Origin of the sequence: Streptomyces sp. NBC_00158, from assembly GCF_045160885.1 — a bacterium.
GTDB lineage: Bacteria > Actinomycetota > Actinomycetes > Streptomycetales > Streptomycetaceae > Streptomyces.
Map to the genome: position 1 here is coordinate 7,208,079 of NZ_CP108161.1, position 23,822 is coordinate 7,231,900.

Annotated in this window: 19 protein-coding genes, 1 pseudogene and 3 riboswitches; of the genes and pseudogenes, 8 read left to right on the forward strand and 12 right to left on the reverse strand. The window is 73.8% G+C overall.

What is annotated here, in order from left to right; all coding sequences use genetic code 11:
* Positions 1-6 precede the first annotated feature (6 nt).
* The 8 genes from asnB to OG553_RS33045 form a co-directional block, all read right to left on the reverse strand.
* Positions 7-1,941, reverse strand: coding sequence for an asparagine synthase (glutamine-hydrolyzing) (gene asnB, locus OG553_RS33010; RefSeq protein WP_405982514.1), 1,935 nt, complete (start codon positions 1,939-1,941; stop codon positions 7-9).
* Positions 1,942-1,944: 3 nt separating this feature from the next.
* The gene (locus OG553_RS33015; protein ID WP_405982515.1) at positions 1,945-3,462 is read right to left on the reverse strand and encodes a Wzz/FepE/Etk N-terminal domain-containing protein; all 1,518 of its coding nucleotides are present in this window, start codon (positions 3,460-3,462) and stop codon (positions 1,945-1,947) included.
* Complete coding sequence (locus tag OG553_RS33020; protein ID WP_405982516.1) at positions 3,459-4,835, reverse strand: Wzz/FepE/Etk N-terminal domain-containing protein; 1,377 nt, start codon at positions 4,833-4,835, stop codon at positions 3,459-3,461. Before OG553_RS33020 ends, OG553_RS33015 begins: the two co-directional genes overlap by 4 nt.
* Positions 4,832-6,112 (reverse strand): glycosyltransferase family 4 protein, encoded by a 1,281-nt coding sequence (locus OG553_RS33025; RefSeq protein ID WP_405982517.1) that lies wholly within the window; start codon positions 6,110-6,112, stop codon positions 4,832-4,834. The genes OG553_RS33020 and OG553_RS33025 overlap by 4 nt, the downstream gene beginning before the upstream one ends.
* Positions 6,102-7,418, reverse strand: coding sequence for a nucleotide sugar dehydrogenase (locus tag OG553_RS33030; RefSeq protein ID WP_405982518.1), 1,317 nt, complete (start codon positions 7,416-7,418; stop codon positions 6,102-6,104). Before OG553_RS33030 ends, OG553_RS33025 begins: the two co-directional genes overlap by 11 nt.
* Before the next feature lie 73 nt (positions 7,419-7,491).
* Positions 7,492-8,976, reverse strand: coding sequence for a sugar transferase (locus tag OG553_RS33035; RefSeq protein ID WP_405982519.1), 1,485 nt, complete (start codon positions 8,974-8,976; stop codon positions 7,492-7,494).
* 768 nt (positions 8,977-9,744) lie between these two features.
* Entirely contained in the window at positions 9,745-10,419 is a 675-nt protein-coding gene (locus OG553_RS33040) for a response regulator (RefSeq protein WP_405982520.1), read from the reverse strand.
* Entirely contained in the window at positions 10,416-11,369 is a 954-nt protein-coding gene (locus OG553_RS33045) for a sensor histidine kinase (protein ID WP_405982521.1), read from the reverse strand. Before OG553_RS33045 ends, OG553_RS33040 begins: the two co-directional genes overlap by 4 nt.
* A gap of 279 nt (positions 11,370-11,648) precedes the next feature.
* Between OG553_RS33045 and OG553_RS33050 the strand changes: the two genes are divergently transcribed.
* The 3 genes from OG553_RS33050 (at position 11,649) to metE (ending at position 16,119) form a co-directional block, all read left to right on the forward strand.
* A complete protein-coding gene (locus OG553_RS33050) occupies positions 11,649-12,119 on the forward strand; it encodes a cation:proton antiporter regulatory subunit (RefSeq protein WP_405982522.1) in 471 nt (156 codons plus the stop codon).
* A gap of 7 nt (positions 12,120-12,126) precedes the next feature.
* Positions 12,127-13,389: a cation:proton antiporter gene (locus OG553_RS33055; protein WP_405982523.1), complete on the forward strand. Its 1,263-nt coding sequence runs from the start codon at positions 12,127-12,129 to the stop codon at positions 13,387-13,389.
* Positions 13,390-13,424: 35 nt separating this feature from the next.
* Positions 13,425-13,654, forward strand: a riboswitch (cobalamin riboswitch).
* A 137-nt stretch (positions 13,655-13,791) separates the two neighbouring features.
* The gene (gene metE, locus OG553_RS33060) at positions 13,792-16,119 is read left to right on the forward strand and encodes a 5-methyltetrahydropteroyltriglutamate--homocysteine S-methyltransferase (RefSeq protein WP_405982524.1); all 2,328 of its coding nucleotides are present in this window, start codon (positions 13,792-13,794) and stop codon (positions 16,117-16,119) included.
* Positions 16,120-16,200: 81 nt separating this feature from the next.
* On the opposite strand, the gene OG553_RS33065 is transcribed toward metE, so the two are convergent.
* Together OG553_RS33065 and OG553_RS33070 are read right to left on the reverse strand one after the other, a co-directional pair.
* A complete protein-coding gene (locus tag OG553_RS33065; protein ID WP_405982525.1) occupies positions 16,201-17,028 on the reverse strand; it encodes a CbtA family protein in 828 nt (275 codons plus the stop codon).
* Between the two features lie 14 nt (positions 17,029-17,042).
* On the reverse strand, positions 17,043-17,270 hold the full coding sequence (locus OG553_RS33070) for a CbtB-domain containing protein (RefSeq protein ID WP_401197331.1): 228 nt from the start codon (positions 17,268-17,270) through the stop codon (positions 17,043-17,045).
* A gap of 395 nt (positions 17,271-17,665) precedes the next feature.
* Positions 17,666-17,751: riboswitch (cobalamin riboswitch) on the forward strand.
* 799 nt (positions 17,752-18,550) lie between these two features.
* On the opposite strand from OG553_RS33070, the gene OG553_RS33075 reads away from it, so the two are divergent.
* Positions 18,551-19,861 (forward strand): FAD-binding oxidoreductase, encoded by a 1,311-nt coding sequence (locus OG553_RS33075; protein WP_405982526.1) that lies wholly within the window; start codon positions 18,551-18,553, stop codon positions 19,859-19,861.
* A gap of 85 nt (positions 19,862-19,946) precedes the next feature.
* A pseudogene (locus OG553_RS33080) lies at positions 19,947-20,066 on the forward strand (2Fe-2S iron-sulfur cluster-binding protein); the annotation flags it as partial.
* Positions 20,067-20,138: 72 nt separating this feature from the next.
* Here the strand turns inward: OG553_RS33080 and OG553_RS33085 are convergent.
* Positions 20,139-20,564 carry an acyl-CoA thioesterase gene (locus OG553_RS33085; protein ID WP_405982527.1) on the reverse strand — a complete coding sequence of 142 codons (426 nt, stop codon included), beginning with the start codon at positions 20,562-20,564 and terminating at the stop codon, positions 20,139-20,141.
* A 156-nt stretch (positions 20,565-20,720) separates the two neighbouring features.
* A riboswitch (cobalamin riboswitch) is annotated at positions 20,721-20,874 on the reverse strand.
* Positions 20,875-21,049: 175 nt separating this feature from the next.
* Between OG553_RS33085 and tsaD the strand changes: the two genes are divergently transcribed.
* From tsaD to OG553_RS33100, 3 genes are all read left to right on the forward strand, one after another.
* Positions 21,050-22,129: a tRNA (adenosine(37)-N6)-threonylcarbamoyltransferase complex transferase subunit TsaD gene (tsaD, locus tag OG553_RS33090; protein ID WP_405983203.1), complete on the forward strand. Its 1,080-nt coding sequence runs from the start codon at positions 21,050-21,052 to the stop codon at positions 22,127-22,129.
* A 63-nt stretch (positions 22,130-22,192) separates the two neighbouring features.
* Positions 22,193-22,609, forward strand: coding sequence for a substrate-binding domain-containing protein (locus OG553_RS33095; RefSeq protein ID WP_405982528.1), 417 nt, complete (start codon positions 22,193-22,195; stop codon positions 22,607-22,609).
* 78 nt (positions 22,610-22,687) lie between these two features.
* Positions 22,688-23,425, forward strand: coding sequence for a DJ-1/PfpI family protein (locus tag OG553_RS33100; RefSeq protein ID WP_405982529.1), 738 nt, complete (start codon positions 22,688-22,690; stop codon positions 23,423-23,425).
* Between the two features lie 100 nt (positions 23,426-23,525).
* Here the strand turns inward: OG553_RS33100 and OG553_RS33105 are convergent, their stop codons facing one another.
* A complete protein-coding gene (locus OG553_RS33105; protein ID WP_405982530.1) occupies positions 23,526-23,750 on the reverse strand; it encodes a hypothetical protein in 225 nt (74 codons plus the stop codon).
* Between the last annotated feature and the right edge of the window lie 72 nt (positions 23,751-23,822).

Sequence of the window (23,822 nt, forward strand, 5' to 3'; positions counted from 1 at the left end):
AAATTCCTAAGCCGTGAACCGAGCGCTCTGACCGGACCCAGAGGTCGCGCCGCGATACCAGTACTCGAGGGTCAGCACGTGCCATAGATGCTTGGAGAAATCCCGCTGCCCGGCCGCGTCCTCGGCGGCGAGCCGCGCCAGGGCGTCGCGGCGCAGGAACCCGGAACGGACGAGCTCCCCGTCGTTGATGACCTCGCGGACCAGCGGTGCCAGGTCCCGGCTCATCCAGGCCCGCAGCGGGGCGCTGAACAGGCCCTTGGGCCGGTAGACGATCTCCCGGGGCAGGATGGAGGTCGCCGCCTCCTTGAGGACCGCCTTGCCCTGCCGTCCGACGATCTTGCGGTCCCCGGGGAACGTGAACGCGGCCTTGACCACCTCGACGTCCACGTACGGAACGCGCACCTCGGTCGACGCGGCCATGCTGGAACGGTCCGTGTAGGCCAGGTTCAGGCCCGGCAGGAACATCCGGGAGTCGCCCAGGCACATCCGGTTGACGAAGTCGTCGAGGTCGTTGTCCTCGTACACGTCCGCGTGCTCGGTCAGTACGTCGTCGACCGTCCCCGCCAGGTCCGGATCGATCAGGCCGAGCAGCTCGCCGCGATCGTACATCGTGTAGCTGCGCCGGAACGCGGTCTCCTCGGGAAGGTCGGCGAAGGACAGGAACCGCTTCGCGAAGCGCACCGACCGGTACCCCCGGCGGGCCGAGGCGACCGGCAGCCGGTCCACGGCTCCCGACAGACCGCGCCGCACGGGCCCCGGGACGCGCTGGTAGCGCAGCGCGAGCACGTTCGCCAGGTGCTTGCGGTAGCCGGCGAACAGCTCGTCGGCACCCATCCCCGACAGCATCACCTTGACCCCGGCCTCCCGGGCGGCCGAACAGATCAGGAAGGTGTTGATCGCGGCGGGGTCGCCGATCGGCTCGTCCAGGTGGTACGTCATCCGCGGCAGCAGGTCGAGCACGTCCGGGGCGATCTCGATCTCGTGCAGGTCGACGCCGAACCGCTCGGCCACCGTACGGGCGTAGCGCAGGTCGTCCGGCATCGCCTCGAACTTGGCGTCCTCGGCGCGGAACCCGATCGTGTAGGCGGACATCCCGGGCTGGTGGCGGGCCGCCAGCGCGGTCAGGTAGCTGGAGTCGAGGCCGCCCGACAGGAAGGTCGCCACCGGCACGTCGGACAGCAGGTGCCGCCGGGTCGACTCCTCGACGATCGCGGCCAGGTCGGGCAGCTCGCCGGCGCGGGCCCGTTCCCGGCCCTCGGCGGCGACGTCCCTGAGGTTCCAGTACGTGCCGCGCTCCACACTGCCGTCGGGCCGGCACCGCAGCCAGCTCCCCGGCGGCAGCTTCTCCGCCTCGCGGTACGCGCACCGCGAGTCCGGCACCCAGTAGTACAGCAGCGAGGCCACCAGCGCCGCGTGGTCCACCTCCAGCGAACCCCCGGTCGCCGCGGCTAGCGCCTTCAGCTCCGAGGCGAACACCAGGCCCCCGCCGCGCCGGAGCAGGAACAGCGGCTTGACGCCGAGCTGGTCGCGGGCCAGCACCAGCTCGCCGGTCCGCTCGTCGAAGACCCCGAACGCGAACATGCCGCGCAGTCGGGGCAGGCAGTCCGTGCCCCAGCGCCGCCAGGCCTCCAGCAGCACCTCCGTGTCGGAGGTCCCGCGGAAGCGCACCCCGGCGGCGGCCAGCTCGGCCCGCAGCTCGGGCGCGTTGTACAGCTCGCCGTTGTACGTGAGGACGAGCCCGTCCGACACCATCGGCTGGGCGCCGGTCTCCGAAAGGTCGATGATGGCCAGCCGACGGTGCCCCAGCTGCACCTCGCCGTCACCGACGGGGTGGCCGTATCTGCCCGCCCCGTCCGGACCGCGGTGGGCCAGGGTCTCCGTGAGCCGGTCGGTCACGGCCTTCCCGTCCGGCCACCGGTACGTGCCTGCGATGCCACACATGTCCTACCGTGCCTCCTGGTCGCTGTCCGGAACGCGCGCCGCCCACAGGGGCAGCCGTTCCGTCTGCGGTCCGCCCGTGCCGCCTGGCCTGGCGGGCCGCTCGTTCTGGGCGCGCAGCGCGGCGTGCGGCCCGTCCCACAAGGTGCCGTCGGTCCGGTCGCGCGGATCGGGGTCGATCAGCACCACCCCGAGCACCGTGATCCGCTGCTCGGCGAGCTGCCGCGCCACCGTGTGCAGCCACGCCGCGCTGCCCTGTCCGGCGCGCACGACCAGCACGGTCCGGGTGCCGAGGTGCGGCAGTCCGGTCCACGCCGTGCCGGGCGAGACCGATCCGACGCCGAACCGGCGCTCCCCGGGGGCGGCCTCCGGTGCGCCGTCGCCGACCACCGTCAGGTCCGCGGGCTTGCGGCGGTGGTGGGTGAGCCGCAGGCCCGGCAGTCCGTCGACGACGGACACCGGCCCGTCGGCCGCCAGTTCCCCGGCGAGGTCCAGGGCGATCAGCGCCGCCGGCCGGTCGCAGCCCAGCTCCAGCAGCGACACCGGTTCCGCGGAGCCGCGTACCGCGCGGGCCAGGAACGTGGTGAGCCGCTCGCGCGCGCCCCGGGTGCCCTTCCGCTGCAGCCGCCCGGCCGACCGGCGGGGGAGCTCCGCGATGACGGAGGCCCCCAGGTGCGCCGCGATCTCCCGGCGCAGCACGGGACGGTCGGCGACCACCGCTCCGACGGCCGCCACCGCGAGCCCGAGGACCAGTCCGAGGACCAGCCCGACCGCGGCGTTGGTGGCGGCGGTCTTCGGCAGGGAGTGCCGCACCGCGCGCGGCGCGTCCACGACCTGCGTGCCGGCGACGAGCTGGGGCGTGCCGACGCGCGCCTCCGCGGCACGCTGGCCGAAGTCGGTGATCCGGGCGGTGAGTTCGGCCCGTCGGGCGAAGAGCGACTCGGTGTTCGCCGAAGCCTTCGGACCGCTCTCCGGGGTCCCGTTCCCGATCGCCTTGTTGACCTGGTCGAGTTCCTCCCGCAACCGGTCGCGCTGGTCGAGCAGGGTCTTGGACTCGGCCTCCGCGGCCTCCTGGATCCGCCGCACGTGGTCCGCCACGAACGCGTCGGCCAGCGCCTTGGCACGGGCCACGGCCTGCGCGTCGCTCGCACCCGTCACGTCGATCTGGAGCAGGTTGTTGGTCAGGCCGACACCCGCGTAGTCCTTCATGAAGTCCTCCGGCTTGTCCCGGGACTTCAGGGTCTTCAGCGCCTGCTCGGCGATCCGCGTGGTCTGCAGCAGCGCGACGTCGGTGCGGATCAGCGTTCCGGGGTCGTTCGGCTGGTCCTGCTGGTGAGCGACCAGCACCTTGGCCGTCGCCGTCGGCGGTGGCGGCAGCAGCACCGCCACGGCCGCGCCGATGAACAGCCCCAGCAGCGCCAGCGAGCACCAGAGGCGGCGCCGCCTGCGCACCGACACCACGAGCGTCTGCAGGTCCAGCAGCGGAGCGGCCTGCGACGGCTCCGTAGTCGTACTCATGGTCACCCTGAACTTCCCGTCGCGTCGGCGCCGGCCGCGAGTGCCGGTGCGGCGGCCTTGCGGCGACGGCCGTCGGACCCCGCCGGAGCGGCCTGGACCGTGCCGACGAGGACGACGCCGACGATCTCGTGCCCGGCGTCCGCACACGCCTCGGCGATCCCGGAGAGTTCCCCGGCGGTCCGGCTGCCGGGGCTGAGGACGACGACGGCACCGGATTCGCCGTCGCGGTCGGCGACCATCGGCCGGGACACGGAGACCCCGGCCGTCCGCAGCTCGGGACCGCCCTCGGTGAAGGCGGCGAACCGACCGGCGGCCCGCAGGGCGTTCCCGTCGCCCTCCGGTACGAGCAGCAGCAGCCGCCGCGCGCCGGGCAGCCCGTCCCGCAGCCGGGCGTGCACCCGCCGGTAGCGGATCCGTCCGTCGGCCTCGTCACCGGACGGGCGCGGCTCCGGTGCGTCCCACCGGACGTCGAGGCCGAGCAGCCGGCGGATCCCGGCCTTCGGGCCACGCCCGTCCGGCCGGTCCGCGGGCCGTTCGGCGGGCACGTCGACGGTGCCCAGCACCGCCGACCGCAGCGCCGCGGCGACCTCCTCCTCGGTACGCGGCCTGCGGCTCATCCGCGTGGCGGCGAGGTGGCCGACGACCCCGAGCAGGGAGAACAGCCCGGCTCCGGCGACGATGAGCTGCGTCCGCGTGGGCGGTGCCTCACCGGTGGGCCGGGCCGCCGGGCCCATGACGACCATGTTGGCCTTGATGGCCTTGTTCGCGGCGGGGTCGGCCTGGTCCAGCTTGTCGACGGCCTCCTGGAGGGTGGTGCGCAGCTTCGCCAGTTCGGTACGGGTCTGCACGCTCTCCACGGTCTGCCCCCGGCCCGCCGCGTCGGCCAGCTCGGTGATCCGGCGGCTGGTCTGCGTCACCAGCTGCCGCAGCGCCTCGGGCCGCGCCGTCGCCTCGGGATCGGTGCCGGCGCCCGAGATCCGCGCGGCGAACGCGACGAACTGCTGTGCCACCTGGTCGGAGAGCCGCTGCGCGCGCTCCGGGGTGTCGGCCGTGCCCGAGATCTTGATGATGTTGCCGTCCGCGGCCTGGGCGGTCACCCGTTCCCGCAGCTCGACGCGGCTGACCTTGGTCCAGCCGAGCGCGGAGGCCGCGCGGTCGACCACCACCGAACTGGCCGCGATCTCCGCCTGGGTCAGCAGCTCCCGCTCCTCCCACGCCCCCGGCAGCAGCACCGAGGCCGAGGCCGTGTAGCGCGGCGGAAGCAGCAGGGAGGTGCCGTATCCGACGAGCGCGCCCATCACGGCGAGGACGACCAGCAGTCGCCAGCGCCGGCGGAAGATCCGCCCGATGGTGACCAGGCGTATCGTGTCGTCGCTCAACGGCGCGGCCTCTTCCCCGTACCGTCGATGGAGCCCGCCGACGCCGGACGGCGGTCGCGGCAGGCGGCGGCGTAGGCGGCGAGCAGCGCGGCCTGCGAGTTGCGCCAGGAGAGCGGCCCGCCGATCCGCTCCTGGCCGGTCTTGCCCATCAGGGCCCGCTTCTCCGGATCGTCCAGCAGCTGCGCGATGAGCCGGGCGAACTCGCCCTCGTCGTTGGCGGGGGCGTAGACGGCGGCGTCGCCGGCGGAGACCCGCGCCTCCTTGAGGTCGAACGAGACGATGGGCCGGCCCATCACCATGTACTCCAGGACCTTGTTCATGGTCGACACGTCGTTGAGCGGGTTTCGCGGATCGGGGGAGAGGCACACGTCCGCGGTGGACAGGTACCGCGCCAGGTCGGCGTCCGGAACCCGCCCGGTGAACTGCACCCGGTCGGAGAGCCCGAGCTGCCGGGACAGCTCCACCATCGCGTCGAAGGTGTCGCCGCCGCCGACGAACACCGCGTGCCAGTCGTCGCGCCCGACCTCGTCGCGCAGCTTCGCCAGGGCCCGCAGGGCGTAGTCGACGCCGTCCTGCGGCCCCATCACCCCGAGGTAGCAGAGCAGATGGGGCTTGCCGCGCTTCAGCTCGGGTTCGGCCGGCACGGGGTGGAAGCGGTCGGTGTCCGGCGCGCTGCGCACCACGAAGACGTCCGACGGCCGCCGGCGGCCGCGGCGCACCGCGACGTCCCGGTAGCTCTCGTTCGTGGCGATCACGACGTCCGCGGCCCGGTAGGTGAGCCGTTCCAGCCCGCACACGGCCCGGTAGAGCAGGTCCTTGCCGCGGTCGAAGCGGGACAGGTACAGCTCGGGGACCAGGTCGTGCTGGTCGAAGACGAACCGCGCTCCGTGCCGCTTGAGCCACAGGGCGGGCAGGAACAGCAGGTCGGGCGGGTTGCAGGCGTGGACCACGTGGACCGGCCCGACCTTGCGGGCCAGCCGCATGGTGTGCCACAGCGCCGTTCCGTACTCCTTCAGGTAGCCGGCAGGCCCTCCGGTGGCCGCGCGCAACGGGTAGCGGTGGATCCGCACCCCGTCGATCTCGGCCTCCGGCTCCGTGTCCCGCTTGCTGCCCTGGGGGCAGATGACGTCCACCCGCCAGCCGGCGTCGCGCAGGGTCGTGCACTCCTGCCACACGCGCCGGTCGAACGGCACCGACAGGTTCTCCACCAGGACCAGCGCACGCCGGCCGGTGGTGCGGCCGTCGCCGGCCGCACCACGCGTCGTCTCACCAAGCAAGGCCCACGTACCCCGGTTCGGTCCGGCGCTCGTCGGCGTCGGGAAGGTGGATGAGGTCGATGATCACCGGGCCGTCGCCGTGGGGCAGGGCCGACAGCACGTCGGGGTCCCTGGTCCCGGCCAGGCAGACCTCGGCGTGTTCGAGCACCTCGTCGACGGAGTCCGCCAGCAGGTGCGCGAGGTGCGGCAGCCGGTTCTCGATGTACTCGCGGTTCGCGCCGAGGAGCCGGGAGAGGCTCACGTTGGCGTCGTAGATCTTGAGGTCGTACCCCTTGCCGAAGAGCCGCTCCGCCAGCTCGACGAGCGGGCTCTCGCGCAGGTCGTCGGTGCCGGGCTTGAAGGACAGTCCGAACAGGCCGACCCGGCGCTTTCCGGTGCGTTCCACCAGCTCCACCGCGCGTTGCAGGTGGTCGGAGTTGGAGGGCAGCACGTGGGAGAGGATGGGGACCGACACGTCGGCCCGCTGGGCCGCGTGGACCAGGCTGCGCAGGTCCTTGGGCAGGCAGGACCCGCCGAAGGCGAAGCCGGGCCGAAGGTAGGCCGGGCTGATGTTGAGCTTGCGGTCGGCCAGGAACACGTCGATCACCTGGTGGGAGTCCACCCCGAGTGCCCGGCACACCGCGCCCAGCTCGTTCGCGAAGCCGATCTTGAGGCCGTGGAACGCGTTGTCCGCGTACTTGATGGCCTCGGCCACCGGGACCGGGACCCGGAACACCTCGCCGGGCAGGCCCTCGTACAGTGCGGCCACCACGTCGCCACTGGCCTGGTCCAGCTGGCCGATGACGGTCTTCGGCGGGTCGAAGAAGTCCCGCACGCTCGTGCCCTCGCGCAGGAACTCCGGGTTGACCGCGACCCCGACCTCGACCCCGGCCGTGCCGCCGACGGCCTTCTCCAGGATCGGCAGCAGCAGGTTCAGGCAGGTGCCGGGGAGCATGGTGCTGCGGAACACCACGGTGTGCCGCCCGCCCCGTTCGGCCAGCACCGCGCCGATCTGCTCGGTCACCCGCTCCAAGTAGGTGGTGCACAGGCTGCCGTTGGGCTCCGAGGGCGTACCCACGCAGACCAGCGACACCTCACTTTCCATGATCGCTTCACGGACGTCACCGGTGGCGCGTAAGGCCCCCGTCCGCACGACCCCGGCGATGAGCTCGCCGATGCGCTCCTCGACCACCGGCGCCTTGCCGTCGTTGACCAGGTCCACCTTCACCTGGCTGACGTCCACCCCGATGACCTCGTGGCCCATGCTGGCCAGGCACGCGGCCGAGACGCAGCCCACGTAGCCGAGCCCGAAAACGCTGACCCTCATGACTCGTTCCTCCCCCCACGCAGGCCCCCACGGCCTGCGGTCCGCGCGTCTGCCCGACGACGGTTCCCGCGCATCAATAGGCCCCCTGCCCGTAGACCACCGCACGCAGCGTCTTCCACAAGATCACTGTGTCCAGGGCGAGCGACCAGTCCTCCACGTACCGCAGGTCCAGCCGGACCGCCTCCTCCCACGACAGGTCACTGCGTCCGCTGATCTGCCACAGGCCGGTGAGTCCGGGCTTGACCAGCAGCCGCCGCCGGATGTCCGGACCGTACGCTGCGGACTCCTCCGGCAGCGGGGGCCGCGGTCCGACGAGCGACATCGATCCCGTCAACACGTTGAACAGCTGCGGGAGTTCATCGATCGAATACCGCCGCAGCACCGCTCCCACCCGGGTGACCCGCGGGTCCCGACGGAGCTTGAAGAGCAGGCCGGCGCCCTCGTTGCGGTCGGCCAGCTCGGCACGCACCCGGTCGGCGTCGGCGACCATGGTGCGGAACTTGAGGATGGTGAACTCGCGCCCGTCCTTGCCGACCCTGCGCTGCCGGTACACCGCCCCGCCCCGGCTGTCCGCGAGCACGAGCAGCCCGACGAGCACCATCAGCGGAGCGAACAGCATCAGCAGGACCGCCGCGCCCACCCGGTCGACGACCTCTTTGACCGCCCGGCGGCCGCCGGTGAAGATCGGCATGCTGACCCGCAGCAGCGGGATGCCCAGCACCGCGTCCACGTGCAGCCGCGGTCCGGCCACCTCCATCAGTACGGGGGCCACGACCATCTCGGCGTCGCTGCCCTCCAGGTTCCAGGCCAGCCGCTGGAGCCGGTCCGGCGACCAGTGCGGGTCCGGGGTGACCGCGACGACCCGGTAGCCGTCCCGGCGGACGTGGTTGGCGACGTCGGCCAGCCGGCCGACGACCGGTACGCCGTCGAGCTGGTCACCGTCCCCGCCGAGCCCGGTGCCGTCCGTCGTGCAGACCGCTTCCACCCGCCAGCCGAGGTGCGGGAACTTGCGGGTGCGGGTGATCAGGTCCCGCAGGGTGGCGGGGCTCCCGGCGGCCAGCACCGGCCGCAGGCACTGCCCCTCCTTGCGCTGTTTGTGCAGCCAGAGGCGGAGCAGATAACGCGTCGTCATGGTGACGAGCGCGATCGCGGGTATTGCTACGAAGATCCAGAGTTTGATGTTTCGCGAGGCGAGTGCGATCCCGCCCAGCGCCAGTAGGACGGTCGCCGTGAACAACGAGCGGCCGAGCCGGCGGAATTCCTCGGCACCCTGGCCGAGAACCGCCGGAACCCACGACCGGTTGACGGCCAGTGCGGCCAATACCAGAAGTTCGGTGCCGAATGCGAGAATTCCCCATTTCTCGTGCCAGTTGGCCGCGTCCCGAGCCCCGAAGAAGTTGCCGATGGACGCCACCACGAGAGCGGTGGCCACCGTATCGCTGGTGATCACGGTACGTCGGTACCGCTGCTCCCAGTCACTTGCGGGCCGACTGATCGCCCCGTTCGCCAGACGCCCGCGCGCCGACGGGAACGGGCTGACTAATCCCCCTTGCCGCACAGAACCCCCCAAGGTCCCCAGTGGTACGACGTGTTCGCCAATCACTGTGCTCCGCCGGGAGACCCCCGCCTCCCGACCGCGCCGTTCCTCCCCGGGATCCCCCCCCGGCCGTCTGGAACCGCTCGGACAACCACCCCGGCGGCAGCCAACAGCATGCCCCGCCGGTTTTCGGACGTGCGCGAGAACCCGCCTAAACCCCCGGGTGCTCCCCCGCACCCAAGGGCCCGTCCCCGGGCCCCGCCAATTGATCATCCCCCACGCCTCGTACCGGGGGGACGTGATTGCTCGCTTTCCGTAGCGCCTGGCCTTTAGATCGTCTGTAGATCGTTTACTGGTTGCTCGTGTACGAACAGCTGAAGCACGGTCAATCTAGACCATGGCGAGCCGGTATGAAGAGCAGATGTGTGAAATTCGTGTTCAAGCCTTCGGAAGGGTTCCACGGATCGGTGGGCGCCCGGGACTTCGCCCCCGTGCAGCACGCCCTTTCGCCCCAGGTCAAGGCCGCCGAACCGGCCATCCGGGCCGTGCCGCGCAACCGTGCGCCCCCTGCTTCCGGTTTGGCCGGAGCCCCGCGTTCCGCCCCTCGGCGGGCGCGGAGACGGGTCCGCCGCGCTCCCTCCGCCGGCGTGCGGCGGCCGGGCGGGTGTCGAACGGCTCCCCGGCCCGGCGCACACCCGGTGCGCGGGGGCGGGCACATGCGCCCCGCGTGACCCCGGGCCGGGGGCGGCCCGACCCGGAACGGCCCGCTCCGCCTCCCCGCGCGTGCTCTCAGGGCTCGATCAGGCCGGACCGGATGGCGTAGCGGGTGAGTTCGAGGCGGTCGCGCAGCCCCAGCTTCTGCAGCAGGTTGGCGCGGTGGCGCTCGACGGTCTTGGGACTGATGACGAGCAGGTCGCCGATCTCCTTGGAACTGTGGCCCTCGGCGACGAGTTTGAGGATCTCCTCCTCGCGTTCCGTGATGGGCCGGTCCGGCAGCGGTCCCCCGGAGCGGGCGCGGTCGAGGTACGTGCGGATGAGGGTGGTCTCCGCGCCGGGGTAGATGAACGGTTCGTCCCGCAGCGCCGAGCGGCAGGCTTCCACGAGGTCGCGGTCGGCGACCGATTTGAGGACGTAGCCGGAGGCCCCCGCCCGCAGGGCTTCGAAGAAGTACTGCTCGTTGTCGTACATCGTGAGCATCAGGATCCGCAGGTCCGGCCGGACGCGCGCGAGTTCACGGGCCGCCTGCAGACCGGTCCGGCGGGGCATGGCGATGTCGAGGACGGCGAGGTCGACGTCGAGGCCGCGGGCCAGGGCGACGGCCTCGGCCCCGTCGGCCGCCTCCGCGACCACGGTCAGGTCCGGTTCGGAATCCAGGATGAGGCGTACGCCGCGCCGCACGAGGGTGTGGTCGTCGGCGAGCAGGATCCGGGCCGGCCGGGGGAGGGGCCGGGGCGCCCGGGTCATCGCGGCGCCCCCGCGCCGCCGGTGATGTCGAGGCGGACCCGGGTGCCGCCGTGCGGGCCGTCCCCGACCCGGAGTTCGGCTCCGATGAGCAGCGCGCGTTCGCGCATCCCCCGGATGCCGGCCCCCTCGGGCGCCCCGCCGGGCCCGTGGCCGTCGTCGTCCACCAGCAGGCAGACCCCGCCGCGGGGGAGCGGGCGCAGGTGCACCTCGGCGCGGCCGGCACCGGAGTGGCGGGCGGCGTTCGTCAGGCCTTCCTGGGCCACGCGGTAGAGGACGAGTTCGGCGGCCGGGTCGAGGCCGGGCAGGCCCGGCGTGATGTGGGCGGTGACGCCCAGGCGCGCGGTGGTGAACTCGGAGGCCAGGGAACGCAGCGCGCTGTGCAGGCCGAGCTCCTCCAGCACGCCCGGGCGCAGCCGGCGGGCGATGCGCCGGATCTCGTCGAGACTGGCCCGGGTGGTCTCCTGCGCCTGGTGCAGGTCGGAGCGCACCGGTTCGGGAGCGCGGTCGGCCGCGTGCTTGATCTGCAGGAGGACCGCGGTCAGGGTCTGGCCGATCTCGTCGTGGAGCTCCCGGGCGATGCGCTTGCGCTCGGCCTCCAGCGCGGTGAGGACCCGCCCGCTGCTCGTGGCCCGCTCGGCCTCCAGCCGGTCCAGCATCGCGTTGAAGGTCCGGGTGAGCGCGGCGATCTCCCCGTCCCCGGCCACCGCCGGCCGGGCTCCGGGCTGGAGGAGGTCGGCCGTGGCCATGGCCCGGTTCAGCCGGGCGAGCGGGGCCAGGCCGACCCTGAGCAGGACCGCGTTGACGACCAGCATCGCCGCCAACCCGCCGAGCAGGACCAGCGCCTCGCCGAACAGCACCGGCGTGGAGACCGTCACCGGGCCGAGCAGCAGGGCCACCGCGACGGCCAGGACGCCCGCGTTCAGGAGGAAGATCCGCCAGTACAACGACACGGCCACATACCCTTTCCAGCCGGTCCCCCAGCATCAGTCACAGCCCTGCGGCCGCCTCCCGACCACCCCGCTGACCTGCGGCGAAGCCTACTTCCCCGGCCCCATCCTCAGGGGGCGGCAGGCCGCTGTCCATCCGTGCCGGCACCCATATTGCGGGCGCCCGGAAAGTGGCAGGATGTGCGCGCCGACCGGCCCTCCCCCGCCGGGGACCGAGCCCGCAGCGAGTCGGCACCACGTACGGAACGAACACGAGGGGGGACAGCCGTGCCTGCTCCACGGATGAGCACAACGCCGCTGCCCGGCATCGGGGTCCAGTACGACCTCACCACCCGCGAACGCCGGCACCTGTCGGTGATCGCGCACCGGGACGGAACACGGACGGTGAACCTGTACCGGGCCGACGACCCCGACGCGTGCGCGCACTCGCTGCGCCTGACGGGCCCGGAGACCGCCTCGCTGATCGACGCGCTCATGCCCGCCCACCACAGCCCGAACCTCCTGCACACCACCGACCTCGGTCTGGTCGCCGAACGGATCGAGCTGTCGGCCCACTCCCACTGGAACGGCCGCCTCCTGGGGGAGACCCGGATGCGCACCGAGACCGGCGTGTCCATCGTGGCCGTGCTGCGCCGCGCCGAGGCCCGCCCCGCGCCCGCGCCCGACTTCCGCCTCGCCGGCGGGGACACGCTCATCGTCATCGGCACCCGCGAGGGCGTGGACGCCGCCGCGGCCATACTCGGACGGGAGTGAGCGACCCGTGCACTCCGCCGTCTTCCTGATCGAGTTCGGTGCGATCATCCTGGGCCTCGGCCTGCTGGGCAGACTCGCCGGCCGCTTCAGCTTCTCCCCGATACCCCTCTACCTGCTGGCCGGTCTCGCCTTCGGCACCGGCGGACTCCTGCCCATGGGCGCGAGCGAGGAGTTCGTCGCGATCGGCGCCGAGATCGGAGTGATACTGCTCCTGCTGATGCTGGGCCTGGAGTACACCGCCTCCGACCTGGTCTCCAACCTCAAGACCCAGTACCCGGCCGGACTGGTCGACTTCGCCCTGAACGCCGTACCCGGAGCCGTCGCCGCCCTGCTCATGGGCTGGGGCCCGGTCGCCGCCGTGGTCCTGGCCGGGGTCACCTGGATCTCCTCCTCCGGGGTGATCGCCAAGGTCATGGGAGACCTGGGCCGCGTCGGCAACCGCGAGACCCCGGTCATCCTCAGCATCCTGGTCCTCGAAGACCTCGCGATGGCCGTCTACCTGCCGATCATCACCGCCCTCCTCGCCGGCGTCAGCCTGGCCGCGGGCAGCGCCACGCTGGCCATCGCCCTCGGCGTCGCCGGGGCGGTCCTGTTCGTGGCCGTCCGCTACGGACGCCACATCTCCCGCTTCGTCTCCAGCGACGACCCGGAGAAGCTCCTCCTCGTGGTCCTCGGCCTGACCCTGCTCGTGGCGGGCATCGCCCAGCAGCTCCAGGTCTCCGCGGCCGTCGGCGCGTTCCTCGTCGGCATCGCCCTCTCCGGGGAGGTCGCGGAGGGCACGCACAGCCTGCTGAGCCCGCTGCGCGACCTGTTCGCCGCCGTGTTCTTCGTCTTCTTCGGCCTGCACACCGACCCCGCGAGCATCCCGCCCGTCCTGCTGCCCGCGCTGGCCCTCGCCGTGGTCACGGCAGGCACGAAGATCGCGACCGGGTACTGGGCGGCCCGGCGCGCCGGCGTCGGGGTCAAGGGACGCTGGCGGGCCGGCGGCACGCTCGTGGCGCGCGGCGAGTTCTCCATCGTCATCGCCGGCCTCGCCGTCACCGCGGGCGTCGAACCCGCCCTGGGACCGCTCGCCACCGCCTACGTGCTGATCCTCGTGGTCATCGGCCCGCTCACCGCCCGCTACACCGAACCCGCCGCGGCCTGGATCGCCGGACGCCGCACCCGGCCGCGGGGGCCCCGCCCGGCACAACGCCCGCACTCCGGGGCGCCGGAGGGCGCGCGGGAGCCGGCGCAGGACCCGGTCCGTCTCGTCCGCCCGTCCGAATGACGGAATCCGCTCGCCGCTGACGGGACGCTCCGCCTAGGGTGGCGGGTGCAGCTGGTTCGCCCCCGTCCGCCAGGCGGGATGCGTCGTAAGAGGGAACCCGGTGGGAATCCGGGACTGCCCCGCAGCGGTGAGCGGGAACGACCGCCGTCATACGCACTGGGACCGGACGACGGTCCCGGGAAGCGACGGCCAGTAGGAGCCCGCCGGGAGAACCCGGCAGACGTGCCCGCGAGTCCGAAGACCTGCCCGCTGCCCGTACGCGGACCCAACCGCGTACGGACATCCCGGTGACCTCGTGGGCGGGTCGGCGGCAGCGGGCGCCCCGCGCGACCCGCCGCTCCTTCGCGTCCCCGCGTCCCCTCACCGGGACGTTCCCGGACACGTCTCGCGAAGGAGAGACCAGTGACAGCGAAGCCCACAGCCGCGGCGGCGAGCGCCACCGTGTACGGCTACCCCCGCCAGGGCCAGGACCGTGAACTGAAGAAGGCCGTCGAGGGCTACTGGAAGGGCCGCGTCTGTGCCGCCGCCCTCCGGGAGACCGCGGCCGGCCTGCGCCGGTCGAACTGGCGGCAGCTGGCCGAGGCCGGCGTCCACGAGGTCCCGACCGGCGACTTCTCGTACTACGACCACGTCCTCGACACCAGCGTCATGGTCGGCGCCGTCCCCGCACGCCACCGCGCGGCGGTCGACGAGGACCCCCTCGACGGCTACTTCGCGATGGCCCGCGGCAGCGACACCGCCGCCCCGCTGGAGATGACCAAGTGGTTCGACACCAACTACCACTACCTGGTCCCCGAGCTCGGCCCCGACACCGTCTTCACCGCGGACCCCGCCCGGCAGGTCGCCGAGCTGGAGGAGGCACTGGCCCTCGGGCACACCGCCCGCCCGGTCCTCGTCGGCCCGGTCACCTACCTGCTGCTGGCCAAGCCCGCCCCGGGAGTCCCCGCCGGCTTCGACCCGCTGGCCCTGCTCGACCGGCTGCTCCCCGTCTACGCCGAGGTCCTCGCCCGGCTGCGCTCCGCCGGAGCCGAGTGGGTACAGCTCGACGAGCCGGCCCTCGTGCAGGACCGCACCCCCGCGGAACTGAACGCCGCCGCCCGCGCCTACCGCCACCTCGGCGGCGCCGCCGAACGCCCCCGGCTGCTGGTCGCCTCCTACTTCGGCCGGCTCGGCGAGGCGCTCCCGGTCCTCGCCAAGGCCCCGGTGGACGGCCTCGCCCTCGACTTCACCGGACCGGGCGCCGCCAACCTGGCGGACCTCGCGGCGATCGGCGGACTGCCCGGCAAGCGGCTCGTCGCGGGTGTCGTCGACGGCCGCAACGTCTGGATCAACGACTTCGAGAAGTCCCTCACCACCCTGGGAACCCTCCTCGGCCTCGCCGGGCGGGTGGACGTCTCCGCCTCCTGCTCCCTGCTGCACGTACCGCTGGACGCCGACGCCGAGCGTGACGTCGACCCGCAGGTCCGCCGCTGGCTCGCGTTCGCCCGGCAGAAGACCCGGGAGGTCTCCGTCCTGGCCCGCGGACTCGCCCGGGGCACGGACGTCATCGCGGCCGAACTCGCCGCGAACCGGGCCGGCCTGGCCTCCCGCGCCGGATCCGCCCTCACCCGGGACCCGGCCGTCCGGGCCCGCACCGCGGCCGTCACCGACGCGGACGGACGGCGCTCGCAGCCGTACGCGGTGCGCACCGCCGCCCAGCGGACGCGACTGGACCTGCCGCTGCTGCCCACGACCACGATCGGCTCCTTCCCGCAGACCGGCGAACTGCGGGCCGCCCGCGCCGACCTGAGGGCCGGCCGGATCGACGCGGCCGGCTACGAGGCCCGCATCGAGGCGGAGATCGGCGAGGTCATCGCCTTCCAGGAGAAGACCGGCATCGACGTCCTCGTCCACGGCGAACCCGAACGCAACGACATGGTGCAGTACTTCGCCGAGCAGCTCACCGGCTACCTCGCGACCCAGCACGGCTGGGTCCAGTCCTACGGCACCCGCTACGTCCGCCCGCCGGTGCTCGCCGGGGACGTCTCCCGCCCCGGGCCGATGACCGTCCGCTGGACCTCCTACGCCCAGTCCCTGACCTCGAAGCCCGTCAAGGGCATGCTCACCGGCCCGGTCACCATGCTCGCCTGGTCCTTCGTACGCGACGACCAGCCCCTCGGCGAGACCGCCCGCCAGGTCGCCCTCGCCCTGCGCGACGAGGTCGGCGACCTGGAGGCGGCCGGGACGTCCGTGATCCAGGTCGACGAGCCCGCCCTGCGCGAAACCCTCCCGCTGCGCGCAGCCGACCACGCCGCCTACCTCGCCTGGGCCACCGAGTCCTTCCGGCTCACCACCGGCGGCGTCCGGCCGGACACCCAGATCCACACCCACATGTGCTACGCCGAGTTCGGTGACGTCGTCCAGGCCATCGACGAACTCGACGCCGACGTCATCAGCCTGGAAGCCGCCCGCTCCCACATGCAGGTCGCCCGCGAACTCGCCGCCCACGGCTACCCGCGCGAGGCCGGCCCCGGCGTCTGGGACATCCACTCCCCGCGCGTCCCCGGCACCGGGGAAGCGGCAGGCCTGCTGCGCACCGGCCTGGAGGCCATCCCGGCCGAGCGGCTGTGGGTCAACCCCGACTGCGGGCTGAAGACCCGTGGCTGGCCCGAGACCCGGGCGTCCCTGGAGAACCTGGTGGCCGCCGCCCGCGAGGTCCGCGCCGGCCTCGGCGGCGACGACCGCGACTGACCCGCACGAACAGGGCCCTGCCGCTCCGGAAGTCCGGGGCGGCAGGGCCCTGAAGGCGTGCGCGGGGTGCGCGGCGTGCGGTCAGACGAGGGCCGACGCCGGACGCGCGGCCGACGCCTGCGCACCGGCGGCATCGGTGCGGTGGGCCAACAGCCGCTGGGCGAGGACCCCGAAGACGATCCCGAACACGGCCCACAGCACGAGCTGGACCGCGATGGACGCGACCCGGAACTCCCACAGCAGGGCAGCCGGGAACTCCGCCTTGACGGCGTCGGTGTTGTCCGGGAGGACCAGGAAAGCCAGCCCGGTGGCGACGACGAAGCCCGCCCCCGCCGCCAGCGTCGCGTTCCAGTTGCCCAGGCGCGGCGCCAGGCGCCGTCCCAGGACGATCGCGCCCACGCCCAGCAGGACGCTGAGCAGGATCATCAGGAAGAACAGCGTGGTGCGCTGGCCGATGGTGTCCGGGTTCCCGACGGCCGGCGGGGTCGCCGGGTACTTCAGGAACGGCACCAGGTAGACCAGTGCGAACGCGCCGGCGGCGGTGAGGGCGGCGGTGGCCCGGGGGCTGAACCCGCCCACGCGGCCCAGGGCGAAGGAGAACGCGAGGGAGGCGATGCCGCCCAGCGCGACCCCGTAGACCAGCACGCCGGTGGCGAGACCGACGGTGGACTGCACGGGCCGGCTGACGAGTTCCTCTTCTTCCTCCCCGGCGGCGGCCGGTGCGGCGTCGCCACCGTGGGCGTGGCCGGCGGGGGCGGCTTCCTTGGCCGCCGCGGCCTCCTCGACGGCGATGGACCCCCGCACCGGGGGCTCACCGACCACGTAGGCGACGGCGAAGGCGAAGAGTCCGGCGATCAGGCCCGCGAGCATGCCGCGGACCAGCAGACCTCTGACAGTGGAGGCGTACACGGTGCGCGCGCCTCTCAGTGGCAGGGGAAGCCGAGCAGGTGACGGCCGTCGTGCACCCATTCGTGGACGCCCTCGCCGGAGAACACGGCGGTGGCGCCCTGCTCCGCGCCGACGAAGTACAGGGCCACGAGCATCAGCAGGCCGACGAACAGCGCCCAGGGCAGGACCGCCTTGACGGGCAGCGGAGCCGACGGGGAAAGCGCGGGGGTGGGTATGGCAGCGGAAGCGACGGCCTCGGCCATGATGGAACCTCCTCGGGGAACAACGCGTCCCATGTGGTGGTGCAGGACGACGGTCCTCGGGTCTGACTCGCCGTGGCGGCCCCAGGGGGAGTCACCGCAGCACACAGTGGCGCGACCATGCCGGATTCACACCGGACTTCCGTCTCGCCGTCGTCGCTATGTCTTTATGTCGCGCTGACGCTACAACCCCGCGGGCTTCCCCACCAAGCGGATGAGTCGCTGATCACACAGCGCGTCCGGTGGTGTCCGCCGCGCCCCCGCCGTGCTGCCCGGCCGGGGCGGTGCCGGCCGTGGGGCGCGCACGGGTCGTCCTCGTGCCGCGGAGGGCGCCCCCGTGCGCCCTTGGCCGAAACCGTGCGGGCCGTTACGTTCTCCCCGTTCGCATGACAGCGTGCGGAAGTCCGGTGGAACTCCGGCACGGTCGCGCCACTGTGTACCGGGACGGCACCCCTGCGGGGGCGCGGTCGTCGGTGAGTCAGACCCTGCGCTGTCGCAGCAGCTCCACCGAAGGGGACGCGTGTTCCCCAGGGAGGTCTCCGCCGTGCCACCGCCCACCGCAGCCAGCGCTCCCGGTCCCACGGTGCCGGCGGACGAGGCGGCGTTCACCGAACCGGTGTGAGGAACGGGCCGCCGGTCGTGCCCGTCCCGTTGCCGACGGCCGCCGGCTGTTCCGGTCCCGCTGAATGGCGCCCGGCCCCCGTCAGGGGTGCCGCAGGCATGTCCGCAGAACACGGAAGGAAGCCCGATGGAGCACCGCCATGCCCTCGCACTGGCCGGTTCCGTGGTGGCCGTCGGCGTTTCGGCGTCATCGCCCTGACGGCTCTCACCACGCAACCGCCGCCACGCGCGGCGACCGAGGGACCGCCCGGCCCCAGGATCGGGGCCCCCGCCACCCCCGCTCCCGTTCCGGCTCCCGTTCGTCTTCCCGCCCCGCCCGCCGCCCGCGCGCCGTACACGGGACCCCGCCCGCCGAGGCCCGCCCCGCCACCCGGCCGCACCCCACCGGCCACGAGCGCGACGACGTCCGCGGCAGGCCGAAGGAGGACGGACACGAGCGAGCCCGGAAGGCGCCGCACCGTCCGGCCGCAGACGGCAACGGCGGTGTCGCGGACAGCGGTGTGCGGGGCGAGCGTGACGGTGACTCTGCTCCTGATCGCGGCCTTCGCCGGGGCGGAGCGCGCCGAGGAAGCCGAACGGCAGCGGGTGGAGGACGCCTCCCGGCACGGGGGCCGGCAGCGGCCGGGGCGTTCACCCACCCGCACCTCACGAAGGGGAGGACGATGGATCCGCAGCTGTGGTGGTACGTGGCCCGGGCCAGCGGACTGACCGCCTGGTGGCTCCTCTCCGCGGCGGTGCTGTGGGGGCTGCTGCTCTCCACCCGGGTCATGGGCGGACGGCCCGCGCCCGGCCGGCTGCTGGTCCTGCACCGATGGCTGGCCGGTCTGGCGGTGTCCTTCACCGCCCTCCACCTCGCCGCGCTCGTGCTCGAACCCCGCTACGCCTTCGGCCGGACGGAGCTGCTCGTGCCGTTCGCCCGCGCGGCCAACCCGCTGGCGCAGGGCTGTGGTGTGGTCGCGGTCCACCTCCTGGTGGCCGTGCAGGTCACCTCGCTGCTCAGGGCCCGGCTGCCGGACCGGCTGTGGCGCTACCTGCACCGCACCGCCTGCGCGGTGTTCTGCCTGGCCGGGGTCCACACCTTCACCGCGGGCAGTGACGCCGGCGGTCCCCTCGTACGGGTGAGCGGCGGGCTGCTCGCGGCCGCCTTCGTGTTCCTCCTCGTCTACCGGCTCGTGGCCGGCCGCCGGACCGCCCGGACGGGCCCGGCGCCCGCCGCACCACGGACGGCCGCGGAGCAGCCCGCCGTGCCGCCCGGGCGGGGCGGCCCGTACGCGCTCACCATCGTCGAGGTCCGAAGGGAGACGCCCGACGCCGTCTCCGTGCTCTTCCGGGTCCCCGACGAACTCGTCGAGGCTTTCCGCTTCCGGCCCGGCCGGCACCTCACCCTCCACACCGTCCTCGACGGGTCGGAGGTCCGCCGCCCGTACTCGATCTGCAGCGGCCTCACCGACGGCGAACTGCGCGTGGCCGTCAAGGCGCAGCCGGGCGGACGGATGTCCCACTGGGTCAACACCCGCCTCAGGGCCGGTGACCGGGTCACGGCCGGCGTCCCGAACGGGCGGTTCGCCGTCGACCCGAACCCGCTGCGCGAGCGGCACGTGCTGGGCGTCGCCGCCGGCAGCGGCATCACCCCGATCCTCTCGATCGTCAAGAGCGTGCTGGCGGTCGAGCGGCGCAGCCGGTGCACGCTCGTCTACGGCAACCGCGACGCGGCCGGCTCACCGGGAGCACGTTCCGCCGGCCCGCGACGGCCCGCGGCATCACCGACGGCGTGGAATCGGCCTACCTGTGCGGCCCGGCGGACCTGGTCGACGGGATACGCGGGGCCCTCACCGACCTCGGCCTGCCGCCGGAACGCATCCACGGCGAACGCTTCGCGGCCGCCGCCGGAGCCCCGCCGGCGGACGCGGCCGGCCCGGCCGGCACCGGCCGGGTGCAGGCCCCGGCCGGCACCGCCCGGTCGGTCACCGTGATCGTCCGGGGCAGCGAGAGCACCGTCCCCCTCCGGCCCGCCGAAACCGTGCTCGACGCGGGGCTCCGCGCGGGGCTCGACCTCCCCACTCCTGCCGCGCGGGGTTCTGCGGCACCTGCCGGGCCCGCCGCAGCGGGGGCGGGGTCCGGCTCGACGACTGCGAGCTGACCGGGGAGGAGATCACGGAGGGCTTCGTCCTCGCCTGCCGGGCCCGCCCCCTCGCCGACGGGGTCACCATCGACTTCGACCAGGGCCGACGCCCGAGGAGCCGCGCGCCGTCAGTCCTCCAGCAGGCCCGGGACCGGGCGCGGGCGCCCTTCGGCGTCGACGGCGACGAAGCTCAGGCGGGCGTCGGCGACTTCGGTGGCGGGGGTGTTCGCGTTCCAGCGCTCCGCGGTGACCCGTACGGCGACCGTCATGGAGGTCCGCCCGGCGCGGTCCAGGGTGGCGTGGACGGTGAGGAGGTCGCCGGCGCGGGCGGGGGAGCGGAAGGTCATCCGGTCGACCGAGACCGTGACGGCGGGACCGTCGGCATGGCGGCCCGCTGCCGCGGCGGCCGCGTCGTCGATCAGCTTCATGACGACGCCGCCGTGAATGGTCCCGTAGAGGTTGGTGTCGTGGTCGCTCATGATGTGGGCGAGGGTCACACGGGAATCGGCCGGCGCCTTGTGGGCCCGGGTACCTGCGGTGATGTCCGTGGTCACGGATCTCTCCTTCGCGAGTCGTGTCGGGGCGGTCCCGGCGGACGGGTCGCGGACGCGGAGGAGCGGCGGGTCGCGCGGGGCGCCCGCTGCCGCCGACCCGCCCACGAGGTCACCGGGATGTCCGTACGCGGTTGGGTCCGCGTACGGGCAGCGGGCAGGTCTTCGGACTCGCGGGCACGCGGGCCACATGGGGCCGGCTCCTACTGGCCGTCGCTTCCCGGGACCGTCGTCCGGTCCCAGTGCGTATGACGGCGGTCGTTCCCGCTCACCGCTGCGGGGCAGTCCCGGATTCCCACCGGGTTCCCTCTTACGACGCATCCCGCCTGGCGGACGGGGGCGAACCAGCTGCACCCGCCACCCTAGGCCACGGCCCGGCCCGCTCGGGCGGGGCCCGGCCGTGACCCGCACCTCACCTCGCCGGTACCTTGTTGCACATCTATTGCAAGAGCGATTGTTGTGCGAAAGAGGTTGGCGTGGGCGCTCCGGTGGTGCTGGGCATCGAGTCCTCGTGTGATGAGACCGGGGTCGGGATCGTGTCCGGCGGGCGGCTGCTCGCGCACGTCGTCGCGTCCAGCATGGACGAGCACGCCCGGTTCGGCGGGGTCGTGCCGGAGATCGCCGCCCGGGCGCACCTCCAGGCGTTCAACCCGGTCGTCCGCGAGGCCCTGGACCGGGCGGGGCTGCGGGTGCGCGACCTCGATGCCGTCGCCGTCACCACCGGACCCGGGCTGGCGGGCGCGCTCCAGGTGGGGCTCGCCGGGGCCAAGACCCTCGCCTACGCGGCGGGGGTGCCGCTGTACGGGGTGCACCACCTTGCCGGGCACGTCGCCGCCGACACCCTGGAGCACGGGCCGCTGCCCGACCCCTGCGTGGTGCTGATCGTGTCGGGCGGCCACACCTCGCTGCTGCTCGTACGGGACCTCGTGCGCGACCCGATCCTGCACCTCGGGGACACCGTCGACGACGCGGCCGGCGAGTGCTTCGACAAGGTGGCCCGGGTGTTCGGGCTGCCCTACCCCGGCGGGCCCGCGATCGACCGCGCCGCCCGCGCCGGCGACCCGGGGGCGGTGGCCCTCCCGCGCCCGCTGACCGGGCCGCGCGACGACCCGTACGCCTTCTCCTTCTCCGGCCTGAAGACCGCCGCCGCGCGCTGGGCCGAACGCCACCGGCAGAGCGGCGAGGAGATCCCGCTCGCCGACGGGGCCGCCTCGCTCCAGGAGGCCGTCGCGGACGTCCTGACCCGCAAGGCGCTGGCCGCCTGCCGGGAGTACGGCGTAAACACCCTCGTGGTCGTGGGCGGCGTCGCGGCCAACTCGCGGGTACGGGCCCTCGCCGAGGAGCGCTGCGCGGCGGCCGGGATCGAACTGCGGGTGCCGCCGCTCACGCTGTGCACCGACAACGGGGCGATGATCGCCGCCGTCGGCGACCTGCTGGTGCGGGCCGGTGCCGACCCGGCGGGGCTGGACGTGTCCGTCGACCCGTCCGCCCCCCTGGAGTACGCGGCCCTGCACCCCGCGGACCGCCGGGCACCCGCTACGGCGCCCGCGGGTCGAGCCGCTCCGTGAGCGTGCCGTACAGCTCCGGGCGGCGGGTGCTACCCGGGGCGCGACCCCACCCCGGCCGCGGCGGTGGTCTGCGACAACGCCGCCTCCCTCACCGCGCTCCTCGACCACGTGCACGGCCGCGGCGCCCGTGCGCCCGCCCTCCTCGCTCCCGAGGCCACCTCCGCCCGGGCCCGGGCGCTGCGGACCGCCGCCGCCTCCTGGAGCACGGCCCACGGGATCCCCGTCACCGTCCACACGGTGCCCTTCGCCGACCTCGGCCGGACCGTCGGCCGCGACTTCCAGCTCGCCTCCTGCGTGGACGGCGTCGCCGCCCGCAGCTGCGACCCGCCCGTCACCGCCATCGACCTCCGCCCCACCGCGTACGGCAGGACCTGCGCCGACCTGCTGTGCGACGTCCTCGCCGGGCGGACCCCGCCCGACACCGTCCGGCGGCACGACTGGGCGCTCGAATCCCGGGCCTCCACCCGGCTCGGCACCTGACCCCGGCGGTGCGGGAACCCGGGGGCCGCGGCGTCCGACTGCCTTCCCGGACACCACACACACGGGCTGGAGCACCCCATGAACCGAAGGAACCTCCTCAGGGCGACGACCGCGATCGGCGCCACCGGCGCCGTCACGGGACTCACGGGAACAGCGGCCGGAGCCGCGGCGGCGGCCGCCCCGGCCGGACGGCCCGCCAGAACCGACGGCCCCCTGCGCGTGCACGTCGTCATGTTCGACGGGGTGGAGGAGCTCGACTTCGCCGCCCCCTACGAGGTCTTCTCCGCGGCCCGCTTCTTCACCGGCCGGCCCGTCGAGGTCCGCTACGTCACCGCCTCCCGCCCCGGAACCGTCCAGGCCTCGTACGGCACCCGGATCCGCGTCGACCACGGCTGGGCCCCGGACGAGGCGGACCTCATCGTCGTACCGGGCGGCGGCTACGCGCGCCGCGAGGACCCCGGCGTCTGGTCCGAGATCCGGCGGGGCATCCTCCCGCGCGCGCTGGCGGCCGCGCCCCGCCCCGGACTCACGGTCGGCGCACTGTGCACGGGCGTGATGCTGCTGTCCGCCGCGGGACTGACCCGCGGACGGCCCTGCACCACCCACCACAAGGCCCGGCCGGACCTCGAACAGCAGGGCGGCGTACTGAAGAACGCCCGCGTCGTCGACGACGGGGACCTCGTCACCGCCGGGGGCATCACCTCGGGGCTGGAACTCGCCCTGTGGCTCGTACGCCGTGAACTCGGCCCGGACACCGCGAACGCCGTCGAGGCCATGCTCGAATACGAGGCCCGCGGCACGGTCTGGTCCCGCTAGGCCGCCCGGTCCCGCTAGACCACGGCGCCGCGGCACGCGGACACGGGACAGCGCGGACCGTCGGCTCGGCGGTCCGCGCAGCCCCGCGGACGGTCACCCGTCAGCAGTCGTCGCCGTACCCTCCGCCCCAGTCGTCATCGTCGTCGTACCAGCCGTGGCCGTGGTCGTCGTCGTCCCAACCGCCGCCACCGTGGCTCACGTAGGCGACCGTCTGGGTGGGCACCGCCGCGGTGGCCGTACCCGCCGCTCCGATGGCGGCGCCGCCGGCCATCAGGACTCCGATCGCGGACGCCGCGAAGAGCCGCTTCACTCTCAGTGCACGCATGGTTCAAAACCCTTCTCGTGACTGCGCCGCGCATACGGCGCGAAGTGCCTTCGACCTCCTTCCGTCCACAGC